The organism is Polynucleobacter sp. MWH-S4W17 (genome assembly GCF_018687535.1).
In the GTDB taxonomy this organism is placed as follows: domain Bacteria; phylum Pseudomonadota; class Gammaproteobacteria; order Burkholderiales; family Burkholderiaceae; genus Polynucleobacter.
In genome coordinates, this window is the sequence record NZ_CP061295.1 from 283,095 (window position 1) to 299,254 (window position 16,160).

Annotated in this window: 24 protein-coding genes; 20 read left to right on the forward strand and 4 right to left on the reverse strand. The window is 44.2% G+C overall.

All coding sequences use genetic code 11. The features are described 5' to 3' along the window. Positions 1-5: 5 nt before the first annotated feature. Both C2755_RS01555 and C2755_RS01560 read right to left on the reverse strand, forming a co-directional pair. Complete coding sequence (locus C2755_RS01555; RefSeq protein WP_215321471.1) at positions 6-470, reverse strand: biopolymer transporter ExbD; 465 nt, start codon at positions 468-470, stop codon at positions 6-8. Continuing rightward, entirely contained in the window at positions 467-1,117 is a 651-nt protein-coding gene (locus tag C2755_RS01560) for a MotA/TolQ/ExbB proton channel family protein (RefSeq protein ID WP_215321472.1), read from the reverse strand. The genes C2755_RS01555 and C2755_RS01560 overlap by 4 nt, the downstream gene beginning before the upstream one ends. A gap of 313 nt (positions 1,118-1,430) precedes the next feature. Here C2755_RS01560 and xseA point away from each other — a divergent pair, with 313 nt between their 5' ends. Further along, the gene (gene xseA, locus C2755_RS01565) at positions 1,431-2,651 is read left to right on the forward strand and encodes an exodeoxyribonuclease VII large subunit (RefSeq protein ID WP_215321473.1); all 1,221 of its coding nucleotides are present in this window, start codon (positions 1,431-1,433) and stop codon (positions 2,649-2,651) included. 98 nt (positions 2,652-2,749) lie between these two features. Beyond that, positions 2,750-3,805: a GSU2403 family nucleotidyltransferase fold protein gene (locus tag C2755_RS01570; protein WP_215321474.1), complete on the forward strand. Its 1,056-nt coding sequence runs from the start codon at positions 2,750-2,752 to the stop codon at positions 3,803-3,805. Positions 3,806-3,815: 10 nt separating this feature from the next. Here the strand turns inward: C2755_RS01570 and murB are convergent, their stop codons facing one another. Then, positions 3,816-4,853, reverse strand: a complete 1,038-nt coding sequence (murB, locus tag C2755_RS01575) for a UDP-N-acetylmuramate dehydrogenase (RefSeq protein WP_215321475.1) — start codon at positions 4,851-4,853, stop codon at positions 3,816-3,818. A 137-nt stretch (positions 4,854-4,990) separates the two neighbouring features. On the opposite strand from murB, the gene C2755_RS01580 reads away from it, so the two are divergent. The 16 genes from C2755_RS01580 (at position 4,991) to C2755_RS01655 (ending at position 13,118) form a co-directional block, all read left to right on the forward strand. Next, positions 4,991-5,476, forward strand: a complete 486-nt coding sequence (locus C2755_RS01580) for a YajQ family cyclic di-GMP-binding protein (protein ID WP_215321476.1) — start codon at positions 4,991-4,993, stop codon at positions 5,474-5,476. A gap of 16 nt (positions 5,477-5,492) precedes the next feature. Beyond that, positions 5,493-5,675, forward strand: a complete 183-nt coding sequence (locus tag C2755_RS01585; protein WP_215322251.1) for a CopG family antitoxin — start codon at positions 5,493-5,495, stop codon at positions 5,673-5,675. A 156-nt stretch (positions 5,676-5,831) separates the two neighbouring features. After that, positions 5,832-6,113: a hypothetical protein gene (locus tag C2755_RS01590; protein WP_215322381.1), complete on the forward strand. Its 282-nt coding sequence runs from the start codon at positions 5,832-5,834 to the stop codon at positions 6,111-6,113. Further along, positions 6,110-6,523, forward strand: a complete 414-nt coding sequence (locus C2755_RS01595) for a type II toxin-antitoxin system PemK/MazF family toxin (RefSeq protein ID WP_215321477.1) — start codon at positions 6,110-6,112, stop codon at positions 6,521-6,523. The genes C2755_RS01590 and C2755_RS01595 overlap by 4 nt, the downstream gene beginning before the upstream one ends. 1 nt (position 6,524) lies before the next feature. Further along, a complete protein-coding gene (gene xerD, locus C2755_RS01600; protein WP_215321478.1) occupies positions 6,525-7,445 on the forward strand; it encodes a site-specific tyrosine recombinase XerD in 921 nt (306 codons plus the stop codon). A gap of 113 nt (positions 7,446-7,558) precedes the next feature. Beyond that, positions 7,559-7,738, forward strand: a complete 180-nt coding sequence (locus tag C2755_RS01605; protein ID WP_256441244.1) for a type II toxin-antitoxin system HicA family toxin — start codon at positions 7,559-7,561, stop codon at positions 7,736-7,738. Beyond that, positions 7,735-8,061: a type II toxin-antitoxin system HicB family antitoxin gene (locus C2755_RS01610; protein WP_215321479.1), complete on the forward strand. Its 327-nt coding sequence runs from the start codon at positions 7,735-7,737 to the stop codon at positions 8,059-8,061. The genes C2755_RS01605 and C2755_RS01610 overlap by 4 nt, the downstream gene beginning before the upstream one ends. 82 nt (positions 8,062-8,143) lie before the next feature. Then, complete coding sequence (plsY, locus tag C2755_RS01615) at positions 8,144-8,776, forward strand: glycerol-3-phosphate 1-O-acyltransferase PlsY (RefSeq protein WP_215321480.1); 633 nt, start codon at positions 8,144-8,146, stop codon at positions 8,774-8,776. A gap of 40 nt (positions 8,777-8,816) precedes the next feature. Continuing rightward, entirely contained in the window at positions 8,817-9,188 is a 372-nt protein-coding gene (locus C2755_RS01620) for an MAPEG family protein (protein WP_215321481.1), read from the forward strand. A gap of 83 nt (positions 9,189-9,271) precedes the next feature. After that, positions 9,272-9,523, forward strand: a complete 252-nt coding sequence (locus C2755_RS01625; protein ID WP_215321482.1) for an antitoxin — start codon at positions 9,272-9,274, stop codon at positions 9,521-9,523. Beyond that, complete coding sequence (locus C2755_RS01630) at positions 9,489-9,932, forward strand: type II toxin-antitoxin system VapC family toxin (RefSeq protein WP_215321483.1); 444 nt, start codon at positions 9,489-9,491, stop codon at positions 9,930-9,932. Before C2755_RS01625 ends, C2755_RS01630 begins: the two co-directional genes overlap by 35 nt. 41 nt (positions 9,933-9,973) lie before the next feature. After that, positions 9,974-10,759, forward strand: coding sequence for a GTP cyclohydrolase I (gene folE / locus C2755_RS01635; RefSeq protein ID WP_251368504.1), 786 nt, complete (start codon positions 9,974-9,976; stop codon positions 10,757-10,759). A 4-nt stretch (positions 10,760-10,763) separates the two neighbouring features. Then, entirely contained in the window at positions 10,764-11,702 is a 939-nt protein-coding gene (locus C2755_RS01640) for a hypothetical protein (protein WP_215321484.1), read from the forward strand. Positions 11,703-11,713: 11 nt separating this feature from the next. After that, positions 11,714-11,926 (forward strand): hypothetical protein, encoded by a 213-nt coding sequence (locus C2755_RS01645; protein ID WP_215321485.1) that lies wholly within the window; start codon positions 11,714-11,716, stop codon positions 11,924-11,926. 184 nt (positions 11,927-12,110) lie between these two features. Beyond that, a complete protein-coding gene (locus C2755_RS01650; RefSeq protein WP_215321486.1) occupies positions 12,111-12,419 on the forward strand; it encodes a high-potential iron-sulfur protein in 309 nt (102 codons plus the stop codon). A 183-nt stretch (positions 12,420-12,602) separates the two neighbouring features. Further along, the gene (locus C2755_RS01655) at positions 12,603-13,118 is read left to right on the forward strand and encodes an HPP family protein (RefSeq protein WP_251368505.1); all 516 of its coding nucleotides are present in this window, start codon (positions 12,603-12,605) and stop codon (positions 13,116-13,118) included. Between the two features lie 78 nt (positions 13,119-13,196). Here the strand turns inward: C2755_RS01655 and C2755_RS01660 are convergent, their stop codons facing one another. Continuing rightward, complete coding sequence (locus tag C2755_RS01660; RefSeq protein ID WP_215274427.1) at positions 13,197-13,343, reverse strand: hypothetical protein; 147 nt, start codon at positions 13,341-13,343, stop codon at positions 13,197-13,199. A gap of 150 nt (positions 13,344-13,493) precedes the next feature. Between C2755_RS01660 and C2755_RS01665 the strand changes: the two genes are divergently transcribed. Further along, on the forward strand, positions 13,494-14,978 hold the full coding sequence (locus C2755_RS01665) for a mannose-1-phosphate guanylyltransferase/mannose-6-phosphate isomerase (protein WP_215321487.1): 1,485 nt from the start codon (positions 13,494-13,496) through the stop codon (positions 14,976-14,978). 48 nt (positions 14,979-15,026) lie between these two features. After that, a complete protein-coding gene (gmd, locus tag C2755_RS01670) occupies positions 15,027-16,157 on the forward strand; it encodes a GDP-mannose 4,6-dehydratase (protein WP_215321488.1) in 1,131 nt (376 codons plus the stop codon). Positions 16,158-16,160: the final 3 nt, after the last annotated feature.

Below are 16,160 nucleotides of genomic sequence, written 5' to 3' on the forward strand. Positions count from 1 at the left end.
TGAAGTTATTTTTTGGTTTGACTGCTAAACACGATATTCGAGAGATTGGCATCACGCGCCGCTTCCAGTGCACTCATCACTGATTGGTGGGGCGCCTTGGCATCCGCATCAATATTGACCTGCAGAGAGCTGACGCCTTCCTTCTGATTGCTTTGTCCGTTTAACTGAGTTAATGCATTACTAAGCTGTGATCGATCGGTGACTTTGCCATTAACAGCGAAGCGGCCATCGCGACTGACTGCAATATGAATTTGCTTGACCTCTGCTTGGCTCTCATTGCCATTGGCGGTGGGTAAGGTAATGGCGAGTTCTTGATACCGTGTGAAGGTTGTAGAGATCATTAAAAAGATTAGCACCACCAATAGCACATCAATAAAAGGAATCAGATTGATTTCTGGTTCTACAGATGGAGTACTGCTCCCAAGAGAAAATTGTCTCTTAGCTCGTGGGTGCGTTTCTAGCCAACTCATTTTGTAATGTCAGCAGCGTCGTTTGGATAAAGCTTTTTGAAAAGTTGACGAGTAAATTCTTCGCATTCACGTTGACGTTGATTTGCCATTGCGCGCAAACCACGCCAAGCAGCAAGAGCTGGAATAGCAATCAATAGTCCAAATGCAGTGTTATACAAAGCGACTGATATACCGTGTGCCAATTGTTGTGGACTGCCGGCAGCACCATTGATTGCCCCTTGGCTGCCAAAGATTTCAATCATGCCCACTACGGTGCCAAATAAACCCAGTAGCGGAGCGACCGTGGCGATCGTGGCAAGGGCACCTAAGTAGCGGTCCAGCTTAAGCCAAGTGCTTTGTGCGCTCACCTGCAGCTCCTCCAGCGCAGCATCAGTACTACTGCCGGCTAATTTCTCTTTTAGTGCGCATGCCAATAAAGGACTTGCAGGAGAAAGGTTGGCCAATTCTGCAATCTGCTGCACAGAAACGGTTGATTTGTTTCCAACCAACTGATTTGCAAGAGAAAAGACGCTTTCCAGACAGTTTTTGGGGAATATATGCGTTTGACGTAGATACCAGCCTCGCTCTATGGCGATTGCAAGACCCAATATGGAAATGATGAGGAGGGGCCAAATAGGCCAGCCAGCGGATAGTAAGATGGAGTACATAAGCTCAGTACTTTAGCTGAATTAAAAAGCCTGTTTCGGAAACCTAGCCTGTGGATAACTCTGTGCAAAACTTTTTTGAATTCGCTCTGTAAGTCCTTGATACATGGTTGACTCGGTTTTATATTGCATTCAATTAAATTTATTGGATGCATTAATTCCTATATAAATCAATGGCTTATATTTTTAATGTTGGATTTATGAGACGTTTTGGGTCAGTAATTACTTACTTATGAGCATTAAACCTAGAGTGAATCTGCATCTGTGGATATTTATTGGCGCCTAAGCCAGATGGTTGTGAGATTAAAGAGAAAAAATGTCGGAAATATCAAGGGAAATTCTGAGTGTTGGCGATCTAAACCGCGCCATTGCTGCCTCTTTAGAGGACCGTTTCGACACTGTATGGGTGAGCGGGGAGATTTCCAACTTCAAGGCTTATGACAGCGGGCACTGGTATTTCTCGTTAAAGGACGCAGAAGGTCAGATTCGCTGTGTCATGTTCCGTGGTCGCAACGGCCAAGTAGGGTTCATGCCGCAATCTGGGGACTTGGTTGAGGTCAGCGCCAGTCTGGGCATGTATGTTCCTCGTGGAGATATTCAGCTCACTATTCAGACCTTACGACGCGCTGGTATGGGTGGTCTATACGAAGCCTTCCTAAAGCTCAAAGCCAAACTTGCTAAAGAAGGTTTGTTTGATGATGAGCGCAAACGCGAGATACCAACACATCCGAGATCCATCGGCATCATCACATCACCACAAGCAGCTGCACTTAAGGATGTCTTAAGCACTTTAGCGAGAAGAGCGCCACATATTCCGATTGTGATTTATCCAACCTTGGTTCAAGGTCCTGATGCACCCGCTGGAATTATTGCCGCACTCAAAGCTGCTAATAAAGAAAAAGCAGTCGATGTCATATTGCTAGTGCGCGGTGGTGGCAGCATTGAAGATCTATGGGCTTTTAATGATGAACAGCTTGCATATGTGATTGCAGATTCATCCATCCCAGTGGTCAGTGGTGTTGGACATGAAACCGACTTCACCATTGCCGACTTTGTTGCCGACCTCCGTGCACCAACTCCGACGGGCGCGGCAGAGCTTGCAGCACCACGCCGAGATCAAATGCTGCAGGAGCTCGATGCCATCATGCAAGCGCTTCTCCAGCGCATTAATCAACGAGTTGAGCGCGAGGCGCAAACCTTAGATCAATTGGCTCTGAGGCTCAGCCATGCTTTGCCCAATCCCGATCGTATGCGCGAACAAATTAATAGCTGGCAGCAACGATTAAACCAAGCATGGTCAGTGCATATAGAAAGCTGGAAGCGTAATCAAGTGCACTACCAGTCTCAGTTAGAGATGCTCAATCCGCAGAGAACGCTGGAGCGTGGGTATGCGGTTATTCTGAACAAAGAAAAAGATCAACTACACGCGATACGCAAGCCTAGTGAGCTAAATGTGGAAAACACATATCAAGTGCAATTAGCTGAGGGTCAAGTAGACGTACAATTTTCAGAAATAAATCCAGTGGAAAGCAATTAACAGTGTAGTGTTTTCGGGTGTGATATCAACCCCGATTACCGTTATAAGCTATATAGAATAATGGTTATTATACAAATAAATTTTTGTATAATAACCAAATGAGTACCAAGCTATATGAATCACTTTCATTGTCCGCGCAAACGGCTTATGCCGAACTGCAGGATCAATTGCACGTTGAAAATATCAATCAATTTAAAGAATTGCCAGGATCCTTTCATAAGCAAGTTCAAAAAGGTAAGACTTATATTTATTACGGCTATCGTGATATTGATGGTGTAGGTCGTATGGCTTATGTGGGTCCTGAGGATCAACGCGTTACTCAGCTTATTAAAAAACATCAAGCTCTGAAAGTAAGTGATCGATCGACTAAGATCAAAAGGCTGGCGCTATCGGCGGAAGCGCTTGGTTGTGAGTCAACATTAACCAAGCATTTTCGCGTAGTGAATCGCTTACGTCATTATGGATTTTTCAGCGCTGGTGGAATATTGATTGGCACACATGCATTTCTTGCCATGGGAAATATGTTGGGGGTGAAATGGCTATCTTCCAATACAACAATGGATGTAGATTTTGCTCACGCAGGAAAAAATGTTTCAATCGCATTAGGGGCAAATGTCAAAATCTCAGTGCACGATGCCTTAAATTCGTTGGAGATGGGCTTGTTACCCATTACTGAATTTTCAGGAAAAACAGGTGCTCAATATCGCAATCCCAGGGATCCGGAACTACGGCTAGATTTTGTTACCCCCCAAACTCGAAGTGGTGGGCCAGTGGTGTTGCCTGAATTGGGTTTGACTCTGGAATGCCTTAAATTTATGGAGTTTTCACTGGTAGATACTACACAGACTGTGCTCTTGTCTAAAGAGGGTGCTTGCATTGTGAATATCCCAGCCCCAGAGCGCTATGCAATACATAAGTTAATTGTTTATGGGGAGCGGCCTATGAATGAGCGCGTCAAAGCAAATAAAGACTTAGGTCAAGCCGCAGCAATTTTCAAAGTTCTATTTGATGAGGGTAATGGAGAGTTAATTAGGCGAGCATGGATAGATGCAATTTCACGTGGACCTGGTTGGCTTAAGCGTTTAAATCAAGGAAAGACTGCTTTGCTGAAGCAATACCCAGAATTATTGGATCTAGCTAATGTACGGCAGTAATAAGCACGATTTACAAAATATTGGGCTCAATCTGCAAGCTAACGCCAAATTTGTCGTGCACTTTTTCCTGAATGCATTTGGCTAAACCTAAAATATCTTGAGCGGTACCACCGCCATGGTTAACCAGTACAAGCGCTTGATGTTCATAAACACCAACCGAGCCCATGCGTTGACCCTTGAAGCCGCATTGATCGATAAGCCAACCTGCTGCGAGCTTACGTTTACCAGCTGCATCTGGATAAGACACTAGATTCGTATGCGCTCTAAGTAAAGTTTCATACTGTTCAATAGGAATTACAGGGTTCTGAAAGAAACTTCCAGCATTACCAATCACTTTGGGGTCTGGCAGCTTATGTGTGCGCACCTTACATACTGCTAAGAAGATATCTTCAGGACTCGGGTTGGCGTTCCCAGAAAATTGCTTTGTAAGATCTGCATAGTGGATGCGAGCTTGCCAAGCTTTAGGCAGCTTAAAAACGACCTTTGTCACGATAAAGCGGTGGGGATTTTGCTTGAAGTAGCTATCGCGGTAAGCAAAGTGGCATGCCTCATTTTGGAGGGTGACAAAGGCATGGTTTTTTGCATCAAATGCTTCTATGCTATCAATGTAATCTGCAATTTCAACACCATAGGCGCCGATATTTTGAATGGGTGCTGCCCCAACTGTGCCGGGAATGAGTGCTAAGTTTTCTAGGCCGGGCAAATCTTTCTCGAGTGTCCAAGCAACGAGTTCATGCCAGTTAACACCAGCACCAACTGCTAAATAGCTTGCCTTTTCATCGGAGGAAATGATTTCTTGCCCAGCGATATTCATGAGGAGGGTGGCTCCCGGTAAGGTGCTTGGGAGAATGACATTGCTACCTCCGCCTAAAACCCGCCATGGCAGTTTTTTTTCTGCAACTTCTGCAATAACTTCAGGAATTTGCTCGGGCGCGGTAATTTCGTAGGCCAGTTCCGCGCTAGTGTCAAAGCCAAAGGTGTTACGGTGCTTCAAACCCAAATTTGGGATCAATTTTGCGGGTTGGGGCGCATTTTGAGCACGGTTCATGCCACAATCTTATTCGTAAAAGAATCCAGAGCCTATTTTTTGGCAGCACAGGAAGCAAGAAATCTGCGATGGACGCCAAAATAGCCAGAAAATGTAAATATTACGAGAGTAATTACGAGAAAACATAGGGAGTAAAAATGCCAACATTTGACGTAGTTTGTGAGCCAGACATGGTTGAGCTCAAAAATGCCATCGAGCAATCCAATAAAGAAATTACCAATCGTTTTGACTTCAAGGGCTCTGATAGCCGTGTTGAACAAAAAGATGAGGCATTAATCTTATTTGGTGATGACGACTTTAAATTGGGTCAAGTGCGTGATGTCCTGATTAATAAAATGGCCAAGCGCAATGTGGATGTGCGCTATCTTAAGGATGAGAAAACAGAAACCATTGGCAGTGATAAGCGTAAGCAAACGATGAAGATTCAAAAGGGAATCACTTCAGACTTGGCAAAAAAAGTTGTGCGCATCATTAAAGATAGCAAGCTCAAAGTGCAAGCCAGTATTCAGGGTGATGCGGTGCGTGTCACCGGCGCCAAGCGTGATGACTTACAAGAAACAATGGCCTTACTTAAAAAAGAAGTAACAGAGGCGCCATTGGGCTTTAATAATTTCCGTGACTAAGAAGAAGCTTGGTGCAATGAAGACGCTTAAACCCATTCCTGTATTTCCATCAGAACTTGATGAAAGACGGTTTTGGGAAATGAATGACGCTTCTAATTATTTTGATTTAAATAAAGCATTTAGAGTGGCAACACCAAATCTAAGACCCCACTCTGCGACTATGAAGTCTCAAGTTGGGGTATTTAGAAAATTGATATAGGACTTTATTTGGTCAAGGAACCCAGAAATTAGCTAAATTAGGTATCCATAATCTTTCGTTGATTTGGGTTAAATCCCATCTATTCAATGAGCGCGTAAGGATTGCAATTGCATCCAATATGGTATATATTTTATATATATAAATTAACGAGGTGCCATGATGAGAGCTTCAAACGAAAACCTGTTGGTCAAATTCCGCTCTAAAGACACCCAATTTGGCGTGACTCGAACAACTGTTAAGGCAATTGCTAAAGAGCTCGATGTCAATGAAACGCAGGTTATCCATATGGCCTTGTCAAAATTTGCTACCGATGTTTTACCTTCTTATGCCCCTGATGATGGTCCGTTGACCGCAAAACAAGTCTTGGCATTACGCAAGGATGCAGCCAAGCGCTTACCAAAAGGAAAACTGCTTGCACGCGATGCATTGTTTGTATGAGTCAGGCTTGGATGTTGCCAGCACCTGGCGATATCGTTTGGTGTTTGTTTCCAGAGGCTCCTAATAGTGAGCCAGGACCCAAACCCAGACCAGCCATTGTCCTGAGTGTCGAGCGTAGGGATGATGGCAATCAGGTCAGCGTGGCGTATGGAGCATCCCAGAATCTGACAAGACTTAAAGCTGGCGAGGTGGCGATAACCCAGATTAAGAATCCAGCTGCTTACGCACTAGCTGGATTGGCTTACGACACAAAGTTTGATTTCAAGGTGATTGTTGATCTGCCGTGGTCTGAGCGCTATTTCAAAGTACCCGCTAGAAGCCCGCATGGCAATACGCCTAAGTTAGGCACCTTGCATGTAACCATTCTTCGCGCTGTTGAAACGGCATATCGTGCAGTATCAAACCGATAGGATGAAAAAAAATACACCTCCAATCTCCGTGATGAGCCAGGAGGCCATTGAGCGATTCTGTGATGCTTGCTGGCTAGAGGATGGGCTAGCTCAAAATAGTTTGTCTGCATACCGTAGGGACTTATTGTTATTGGCTCAGTGGTTATATAAGGACTCTGGCGCAGATCTATACGGTGTTACTGAGAAAGATCTTACGGCCTACATAGCGCACCGACGTGCTGACAAGGCGACTACCGCTAATCGACGTTTGACGGTATTCAAGCGCTTCTATCGTCATGCACTTCGTATTAATTTAGTGAAGAGCGATCCTTGTATTGGTTTGCGCGCTGCTAAACAAGCGCTACGCTTTCCTAAGACACTCAGTGAAGATCAAGTCACTGCATTACTCAATGCACCCGATATTGAAACCCCTTTAGGTTTGCGTGATCGCACTATGTTGGAATTAATGTATGCCAGTGGTTTACGCGTATCCGAAATTGTTTCTTTAAAAACGGTTGCCCTAGGTCTGAATGAGGGTGTAGTAAGAGTAGTGAATGGTAAAGGCGGTAAAGAACGCTTAGTGCCATTTGGTGGTGAAGCAGGGCAGTGGTTAAGGCGTTACTTAGCAGAAGCACGAACCCCTTTATTGGAAGGTAAAACAACGGATGCTGTATTTGTAGGACGCCACACCGGCACCGGTTTAACTCGTCAAGCATTCTGGGCGCTGATTAAACGCTATGCCACATTGGCCAATATTCCGGTAGCTCTATCACCCCATACCCTGCGTCATGCATTTGCAACCCATTTACTGAACCATGGAGCGGATTTAAGGGTGGTGCAGCTCCTTTTAGGCCATGCCGATATCTCTACTACTCAGATTTATACCCATGTGGCCAGAGAAAGACTGAAATCCATACATTCGCAGCATCATCCAAGGGGTTGATGTTTAAAATGATATCATTTTATGATATCATATGAAAAATGAATAGCAAACATCAAAAAACCTTACAGGCTATATTTGCTTAACCCACTTCAGCAACAATAGAGTGGAGAAAAATTGAATTATTGTTAGTAGCGGTTGGCAGTAAGTGCGTTGAGGGCGAAGGTTCTAGGGTAAGTTTTTTGATGCATAACCATCGCTTGGATTTGCATAGGCCACATCCCGGCAAAGAAGCAAAACGGTATCAGGTAAAAGATGTTCAAAGTTTTTTGGTTTTAATAGGAGTGAAGTTATGAACAAGCCATTGCGTTATAAAAATTATTCTGCCCGCATTGAGTTTGATGTTGATGACCGTATTTTTGTGGGTCACTTAACGGGCATCACTGATATTGTGTCTTTTCATGGCGAGTCTGCTTCAGAGTTAATTAAAGCCTTCGAAGCGGCTGTTGATGGATATATCGCGATGTCTGAAGCTCATGGCGTAAAACCACAAAAACCATACTCTGGAAAATTGATGTTGCGCATTTCTCCTGAAATCCATGCAAAAGTGGCTAGAGTTGCTCAGGCGTCTGGAAAAAGTATTAATGCTTGGGTTTCTGATGTACTGCAGGCTGCCTGAGTATGGGTCTGCTGACTCCTCTGCTCCAACGGAGCTTGGTAGCCCAAGAATCACTATCAAGATAAGTGTTTAAGATATCACCATGAATTTCACCTTAGACCTCTTGCTCATTCCACTTGCCTATCTTATTGGCTCCATTTCATTCGCGGTAGTGGTGAGTAAGTGTATGCGCTTACCCGATCCTCACTCCTATGGCTCCGGCAATCCTGGCGCCACCAATGTGCTACGTACTGGTAATAAGTTGGCTGCCGTTTTAACGCTGATTGGTGATGCTTTAAAGGGTTACTTTGCCGTCATGCTGGCGCGAGTATTGCTCGGAGATGAATCTCTGACATCCACGATGAACTCATGGCTTTTGTGTGGTGTGGTGCTCGCAGTATTTTTAGGCCATCTCTTTCCTATATTCCATGGCTTTAAAGGTGGCAAAGGTGTTGCTACTGCTTGCGGTATTTTGTTTGGCATCAATTGGATTTTGGGGTTAGCTACGCTGAGCACTTGGATTATTGTGGCGATGTTTATGCGCTACTCTTCTTTAGCGGCATTGGCTGCTGCAATCTTTGGCCCCATCTATTTTGTTTTCTTATTCGGCTTTCAGCCGATGGGCTTGGCTCTCTTGGCCGTATGTGCATTACTTATCTGGCGCCATCGAAGCAACATTCAGAATTTACTCAATGGCAAAGAGAGTCGTATTGGCTCTAAAAAGACTCCAACATAATTCATCCAACATAACCAAAAAATAACTAACGGTACTTCTTATGACTATTGCTTACGCTTGCATTCTGTTGATGGGTCTTTTACCTTATGTCGCAGCAGGTATTGCTAAAAAAGGTTTTCAGGGTTACGACAATGCGATGCCACGGCAATGGCTGGCAAAGCAAACGGGGTTTAGAGCCAGGGCTAATGCTGCTCAAGCCAATCTATTTGAGTCGCTCCCTTTGTTCTTTGCCGCCGTGATCATTGCATCCGTAGTTCATGCTCCACAGGACAGAATTGACTTACTGGCAATGGGTTTTGTAATTGCCCGTATCGCCTATCTCATTTGCTATATCGCTAATTGGCCAACCACGAGATCCATCGTTTGGCTGTTTGGCATGATTTGTGTAGTAGGTTTGTTTTTTCAAATTTAACGGTGTTTGGGCATTTGCTTGATTCTTACATGTAATATATCATTGCTATATTACAAATTATCCCCATAGATGTGGAGGGTCGCATGACAAGCATTGCTAAATTATTTATGAGCGGGCGCAGTCAAGCGATTCGTCTGCCCGCCAAGCTACGCTTTCAATCCAAGCAAGTCCGCATAGAACAAGTGGGTAATGCGCTTTGGGTTACGCCTGATGTTGAGAAAGAGCACAATCTGGGTCAATGGCTCAGTACTTTTTATCAACAGACTGATCCTCTTCCAGAGAACTTTTTACAGGATCGGGATGATTCACCAGCACAAGAGCGTGATTGGACTTAGATTGGTAAAAAAACAAAAAACCTTAGATACCAATATTTGTAGCTATATATTGCGCAGACATCCGCAAAAGATGTTGGAGCGCTTTGCTGGGCTGGAGCATGATGAAGTATGGTTATCTGCCATTGTTGCTGCAGAGCTGAGGTTTGGAGCGGCAAAATTAGCATCGCCACGTTTTAGTGCGGCGATTGAAGCATGGATAGATGGTTTTGAAATTCGTCCATGGCCGGTGGAGGCTACGCACCATTACGCCCAAATTCGTTCTGGGCTAGAGAGAATGGGTCAACCCATTGGTGGCATGGATTTAATGATTGCAGCCCATGCCTTATCTGAATCCAGCGGTTTGATCACTAATAATGCACGAGAGTTTCATCGTATTCCTAATCTTCAAGTGGAAGAATGGTCAATTTAGACCCTGTTCGATAGCCGCTATTTTTCCCTTAGAAAGTTTTTATGCCAACCCCTAAGAAAACTATTCAGAAAATGCCTGCAAAAAAAATAGTGAGCAAACTTCCTATTAAAAAATCTACCGTTAAATCAAGGGATGCTACAAAAGAAGAGGGTGGTTTACCTTTATCGGTAGTCATTCGTCGTCGTATCGAAGCCCAAAAGGCTCGCTTTCATGCGAATGACAATATCTCAGCATTTATTAAGCCAGGTGAATTAGAAGGTTTGGTAGATGAGGTAGCGGAGAAAATGCAGGCTGTTTTAGAAAGCCTCGTCATCGATACTGAAAATGATCACAACACTCAAAACACGAGTCGTCGTGTAGCAAAGATGTATGTGCAGGAGGTGTTTAATGGGCGTTATGTTGATCAGCCCACTTTAACCAAGTTCCCCAATGTGAGCCGCTTAAATGAGCTCATGATTATTGGCCCCATTACCGTTCGTAGTGCTTGCTCTCATCATCTATGCCCAATCATGGGCCGTATTTGGATCGGTGTTCTACCTAGTAAGGAGTCTGCTCTGATTGGCCTTTCTAAGTACTCACGCTTGACCGAATGGGTCATGTGTCGCCCACAAATTCAGGAAGAAGCTGTTGTAGAGCTGGCAGATATGCTTGAGAAGAAGATTAAGCCAATTGGTGTGGCAGTAGTGATGGATGCCGATCACTTTTGTATGCAATGGCGCGGTGTCAAGGATCGTGATTCGAAAATGATCAATAGCGTGATGCGTGGAGCCTTCTTAAAAGATTCTAATTTACGTAGAGAGTTCTTAGCCTTGATTGACCGTAAGTAGGGCAATGAAAAAGCTTCTTATTCTTGCTGTTTTGTTGATGGCGGGCTGCACTGCAGGACCGATGCTGCAGAGCTACCAATCTGTTGTGGATGAAAAAGTGGAATCTCCATTCTTCTACGTTCCACCCTTAAATCAAAAAGATTACACAGACCGCACTTGGATTTTGCTTGCAGAATCTAAAACCAAGAACTGGTTTTACGATCCCTATACCCTGACGGAAGATGAGGATGGTGTTCTTACTTATGATGCATTTATTGCGCCAAGAGAAAAAAGTAATTTAGCAACTTATAACGCCACTATGGTTGGCCCGTTCCGCCAAAAAATCGATTGCTTTAGTAACAATCAGTGGTCAGAAACTTTTTATACCCAGAATATTGTCTCGAAGGGACCTCTGGTCGGCGATATCAAGCCTGTGAATGGCTCTGGCTGGGTAAAGATTGCCCCCAGAACCGCAATGGCTTATGTGCGCTCCCGTCTTTGCGGTAGAAAGTTCATTGACGATCAAAATATCAATTACTTCCTTTATCAAGAGGGCGCACTACCAGCGCCAGCACCCCAAAAACCGACTGCTGAGATCTTTGATGAAAAAGAAAATAAGCAACTTGTCATTACTAAGCAAGAGGCAGGCCTGGAGTTAGTGAATACTGAGTCCCCAATCTTTTATGAAGTCATTAATAACGAAGTAGCAATTACCGACTCAAAAAAAGAGGTTCGGCAAATGAGATTGAGTTCGTACGTTTTAGGTAAAGATTTAACAAAACAAGCAGATTATATTTTCACAGCCAAGTGCCAGGAAAATTCTTTCACCTTAACTAGCCAAGGTCAGGGCGCAAAATCTAGCGGTGTGATTGGTGCAAAAGATTCAATCGCAGCAGTTGCGTTCAATAGGGCGTGTGGTGATCATGGGGCCTATATGAAGTTAGTCAATAGGGGTAGAAATTGATTACAAAGATCATGCAGCTCAGCTTACGAATTTCGCTGCTCGTATTGGTATTGAGTGTTGCTGCTTGCTCAACATTCCCTTCTGAAAACCAAAATCCTGCTAAAAATAACAAAGCAACTTACAACAAAGACCTCAAGGAATGCCAAGAGGATTACCCCGAATCTGGTTCGGGTGTTCATATCCGTCAGTGGATTAATTGCATGAAGCTTAAGGGCTGGAATTAATCGACGTTTTTAGTAGGAGATTTTATGAGAACAATTCTCATCTATATTTCTATATAAATCATTGACTTACGCCATGAGTGGCAGCAGCAAATCTTCTCCACTATGATCTTCCTTAGTTTTCAAAGGTGCGCATGGTTTTGTGATGCGCGTGCAAGTTAATCACTGATTTATTTTTGGAGAATCCATGAAAAATAGTCGTCGCCAATTTATGATTTTGTCTGCTGCTGGTGCCTGTACTTTGGCATTGAACGGTAAAGTTCAAGCTCAAGCAATGGTTGCAGAAACTGATCCACAAGCCGCTGCATTGGGCTATAAGGCTGATGCCTCTAAAGTAGATAAAGCAAAGTACGCTAAGTACGCTGCTGGTCAACAGTGCAGCAGCTGTGCATTGTTCCAGGGTAAAGCTGACGCAGCTGCAGGTCCTTGCTCATTGTTTGCTGGTAAGCAAGTTGCTGCTAAAGGCTGGTGCTCTGCTTACGCTAAGAAAGCTTAATCAGAAACAAGCAGTTTTAATCAATTGTATTGATGCTCTGGTGTAAATAAGAGCAACGAAAAGTCACCCTAGGGTGACTTTTTATATTCCCGCAGTCAATTGCTGATTAAAAAATGGGGGGTGTATCCTTTTGGTAAAAACCATCCTAGGAGATTTCCTCTGAAAGACCGCATCAAAAAGAATTTGCAACGCTACACCTTTTATTTGGGTGGCGACCAGCCTCCCGTAGCCATGGTGGAGCGAGTGCGCTCTGGTTTTGGGGCCTTTATTGGGCTGATGTTGGTGCTTACTACCGCCAAGTATCTTGGAGAGCTCGGGGGTATTGATGAATGGCTAATGGCTTCATTGGGGGCTAGCGCCTTATTGGTCTTTGTCTTACCAGGCAGCCCAATGGCTCAGCCTTGGGCCGTCATTGCCGGCAATACCTTGTCGGCCTTGGTTGGCATTTGCATTGCCCATCTAGTGGGGGAGCCTCTGATAGCTATGCCTTTAGCGGCCAGCCTTTCTATTTTGGGAATGTTTTTTCTGAGGTGTTTGCATCCTCCAGCGGCCGCAGTGTCTTTAATTGTGGTGCTGGGCCATGTTTTGCACTTCCGCTATGCTTTTTTCCCAGTAATGGTCGATTCGATTCTGTTGGTGCTGGCTGGAGCGGCTTATAGCAATCTCACTGGTAAGCGCTATCCTAATAGACCCAGCTAAGGTCGCAGTGACTAGGATTTTCAAGAGCGAGAGGCAATAAAAAAGGGGCAAGAGCCCCTTTTTAAACCGCAGAAAGATCTATTGGATACGTCCAGCTGCAATAGAAGCTTTGCAGTCCTTAATTCCATAGTTATGGTATTTACCCGCATTTTCTTTGCGAATAGATTGACCGCACTCTGTTAGTGAGTTGCGAAGGTTAATCTTCGGAATATTGCCTGTTGTCATTTTGACTCCTTATTTATAGTTTTTAATGCTGGCGCGTAATAGCGTCTTCTATTGTGCGCCTGAATAATTTTAATAAATAATTGGCACTTTGTAGGTAGCTAAAGCCTATAAAATGAATCTTATTCAAATAAAAAGGCTTTCGATAGACAAATGGCTTTAGTTATCCCAGTCATCCTTTGCGGTGGGTCAGGCACCAGACTTTGGCCTTTATCGCGCTCGGGGTTCCCTAAGCAGTTTTTAGTTTTATCGGGCGATGGCTCTTCTCAGAGCTTATTTCAGCAAGCAGTAGAGCGAATTAACTCCGTTGGCAATGACAGCAACGGCAAGGTCAGATTGGGTGATACCCTAGTAGTCACTAACGAAGATCATCGATTCTTAGTTTTGGATCAATTGCGCGAACTGCAGTTGATCAAAGCCAAATTAATACTAGAGCCCGTCGGAAGAAATACAGCACCTGCTTTAAGTATGGCGGCACTCTGTGCACAGCAATTATCTAATGGTGAAGATCCCATCTTGATTATTACGCCTGCAGATCAAACCATTCAAAATCAAAAGGCTTTTACTAAAGCCTTGCAAGATTGCATTCAATCGGTGGAAGCAATACCAAACTCAATTGCTATTTTGGGCATTACTCCAACCGCGCCAGAAACTGGCTATGGCTATATTCAGCGTGCAGAGAGCAAAGATTTAAATAATGCTTACGGGGTTAAGCGTTTCGTGGAGAAGCCTGATAGCAAGACTGCGCAGGCTTATTTAGCTGAGGGCTCCTATCTATGGAATAGCGGCATGTTTGTTTTAAAGGCGAGCACTTGGTTGGCTGCTTTAACAGAATTTAGGTCTGATATCAGCGAGGCATCACAAAAGGCATGGCAGACAAAATCAGAAGATGCTTCTGGTGGTGTGGGCTTCGTTCGTCCTGGCAAAGAAGAATTTAAAGCGATTCCAAGTGAGTCTATTGACTATGCTGTGATTGAGAAATGCCCTCAGTCGAACTTTCCTATCAAAATGGTTGAGCTCGATGCCGGCTGGAATGATCTAGGCGCATGGGATGCAGTCTGGCAAGTGGGTCAGCAAGATCAAGATGGCAATGTGACTTCCGGTGATACTTTAATCACGAATTCGAAAAACTCATTAGTGCATGCCAGCAGTAGATTAGTCAGTGTTGTTGGTGTAGAAAATCTGGTGATTGTTGAAACAGCTGATGCAGTATTAATTGCTGACAGAAAAAATAGCCAAGATGTTAAAAGTATTGTGACGCAGTTAGAGACTCAGGGTAGAGAAGAAAAGAATCTACACCGCAAAGTGGCAAGACCATGGGGCTGGTATGACAGTGTTGATGAAGGTGAGCGCTTTAAAGTAAAGCGTATTCAGGTCAAGCCAGGAGCAAGCCTCTCCCTACAAATGCATCATCACCGTGCAGAGCATTGGATCGTGGTGAAGGGTACGGCAGAGATTACCAATGGTGATCAGGTCATTATCCTGACTGAAAATCAAAGCACCTACATTCCTCAAGGGCAAACCCATAGATTAGCCAACCCAGGAAATGAAGTCTTGGAAATCATTGAAGTCCAATCAGGAAGTTATTTAGGTGAGGATGATATTGTGAGATTCGAAGATACATATGGTCGAGGTTAAGTTTTGCTGATTGGTAGTTGAATTCGATAAAATAAGGCGAAAAAGAGAATGGTTGCAGCGCAAAGGGTGGCATTGATTACCGGCATAACAGGCCAGGATGGCTCATACCTCGCCGAGTTTCTTTTGGAGAAGGGCTACATCGTTCATGGCATTAAACGCCGTGCATCCTCATTCAATACCGAGCGTATTGATCACATTTACCAAGATCCTCATATCAATCACCCAGATTTGATTCTGCATTACGGCGATTTAACTGATACCAGTAATCTGGTACGAATCATTCAACAGTGTCAGCCTGATGAGATTTATAACCTGGGTGCTCAATCACACGTTGCCGTTTCTTTTGAGTCTCCCGAATACACTGCTGATGTGGATGCCATGGGCCCACTCAGAATGCTTGAGGCCATTCGCATTCTCGGTCTTGAAAAGAAAACCCGTTTTTATCAGGCGTCTACTTCAGAGCTCTATGGTTTAGTACAAGAAATTCCGCAAAAAGAAACCACGCCGTTCTATCCCAGAAGCCCATATGCAGTTGCCAAGATGTATGCCTACTGGATTACAGTGAACTATCGTGAGGCTTACGGTATCTATGCCTGTAATGGTATTTTGTTTAACCATGAGTCTAAGCGCCGTGGTGAGACATTTGTAACTCGCAAAGTGACTCGCGGCCTTGCCAATATTGCTCAAGGTCTAGAGAAGTGTTTATATATGGGCAATATCGATGCCCTGCGTGATTGGGGCCATGCTAAAGACTATGTGCGCATGCAATGGCTAATGCTTCAACAAGATAAGCCAGAAGACTTTGTGATCGCTACTGGCGTGCAGTTCACTGTGCGTGAATTTATTACCCGAAGCGCTAAACAATTAGGTATCACTCTCAAGTTCGAGGGCAAAGCTGAGAATGAAAAAGCAATTGTGGCTAGCATTGAAGGCGATAAAGCTCCGGCCTTAAAAGTAGGCGATGTGATTGTTCAAATTGACCCACGCTATTACCGTCCTACCGAAGTAGAAACACTCTTAGGCGATCCTACTAAGGCAAAAACAAAACTCGGTTGGGTGCCAGAAATTACCCTCGATCAAATGATCGTAGAAATGGTGGCTAATGATTTAGATCAAGCCAAGCAACATGCCCTGCTGAGTAAGCATGGTTACTCAGTTGCTGTAGGTAAAGAGAATTAAAAA

What these genes read in the sequence shown, in the direction of transcription:
- murB (WP_215321475.1), bottom strand. Translation starts at nt 4,853, where the DNA reads ATGAACCGTGCTCAAAATGCGCCCCAACCCGCAAAATTGATCCCAAAT.
- gmd (WP_215321488.1), top strand. Translation starts at nt 15,027, where the DNA reads ATGGTTGCAGCGCAAAGGGTGGCATTGATTACCGGCATAACAGGCCAG.
- C2755_RS01640 (WP_215321484.1), top strand. Translation starts at nt 10,764, where the DNA reads ATGAAAAAGCTTCTTATTCTTGCTGTTTTGTTGATGGCGGGCTGCACT.
- C2755_RS01560 (WP_215321472.1), bottom strand. Translation starts at nt 1,117, where the DNA reads ATGTACTCCATCTTACTATCCGCTGGCTGGCCTATTTGGCCCCTCCTC.
- C2755_RS01585 (WP_215322251.1), top strand. Translation starts at nt 5,493, where the DNA reads ATGAAGACGCTTAAACCCATTCCTGTATTTCCATCAGAACTTGATGAA.
- C2755_RS01620 (WP_215321481.1), top strand. Translation starts at nt 8,817, where the DNA reads ATGACTATTGCTTACGCTTGCATTCTGTTGATGGGTCTTTTACCTTAT.
- xseA (WP_215321473.1), top strand. Translation starts at nt 1,431, where the DNA reads ATGTCGGAAATATCAAGGGAAATTCTGAGTGTTGGCGATCTAAACCGC.
- C2755_RS01595 (WP_215321477.1), top strand. Translation starts at nt 6,110, where the DNA reads ATGAGTCAGGCTTGGATGTTGCCAGCACCTGGCGATATCGTTTGGTGT.
- C2755_RS01555 (WP_215321471.1), bottom strand. Translation starts at nt 470, where the DNA reads ATGAGTTGGCTAGAAACGCACCCACGAGCTAAGAGACAATTTTCTCTT.
- plsY (WP_215321480.1), top strand. Translation starts at nt 8,144, where the DNA reads ATGAATTTCACCTTAGACCTCTTGCTCATTCCACTTGCCTATCTTATT.
- C2755_RS01590 (WP_215322381.1), top strand. Translation starts at nt 5,832, where the DNA reads ATGATGAGAGCTTCAAACGAAAACCTGTTGGTCAAATTCCGCTCTAAA.
- C2755_RS01610 (WP_215321479.1), top strand. Translation starts at nt 7,735, where the DNA reads ATGAACAAGCCATTGCGTTATAAAAATTATTCTGCCCGCATTGAGTTT.
- C2755_RS01650 (WP_215321486.1), top strand. Translation starts at nt 12,111, where the DNA reads ATGAAAAATAGTCGTCGCCAATTTATGATTTTGTCTGCTGCTGGTGCC.
- C2755_RS01570 (WP_215321474.1), top strand. Translation starts at nt 2,750, where the DNA reads ATGAGTACCAAGCTATATGAATCACTTTCATTGTCCGCGCAAACGGCT.
- C2755_RS01625 (WP_215321482.1), top strand. Translation starts at nt 9,272, where the DNA reads ATGACAAGCATTGCTAAATTATTTATGAGCGGGCGCAGTCAAGCGATT.
- xerD (WP_215321478.1), top strand. Translation starts at nt 6,525, where the DNA reads ATGAAAAAAAATACACCTCCAATCTCCGTGATGAGCCAGGAGGCCATT.
- C2755_RS01630 (WP_215321483.1), top strand. Translation starts at nt 9,489, where the DNA reads ATGATTCACCAGCACAAGAGCGTGATTGGACTTAGATTGGTAAAAAAA.
- C2755_RS01660 (WP_215274427.1), bottom strand. Translation starts at nt 13,343, where the DNA reads ATGACAACAGGCAATATTCCGAAGATTAACCTTCGCAACTCACTAACA.
- C2755_RS01645 (WP_215321485.1), top strand. Translation starts at nt 11,714, where the DNA reads ATGCAGCTCAGCTTACGAATTTCGCTGCTCGTATTGGTATTGAGTGTT.
- C2755_RS01580 (WP_215321476.1), top strand. Translation starts at nt 4,991, where the DNA reads ATGCCAACATTTGACGTAGTTTGTGAGCCAGACATGGTTGAGCTCAAA.
- C2755_RS01665 (WP_215321487.1), top strand. Translation starts at nt 13,494, where the DNA reads ATGGCTTTAGTTATCCCAGTCATCCTTTGCGGTGGGTCAGGCACCAGA.
- folE (WP_251368504.1), top strand. Translation starts at nt 9,974, where the DNA reads ATGCCAACCCCTAAGAAAACTATTCAGAAAATGCCTGCAAAAAAAATA.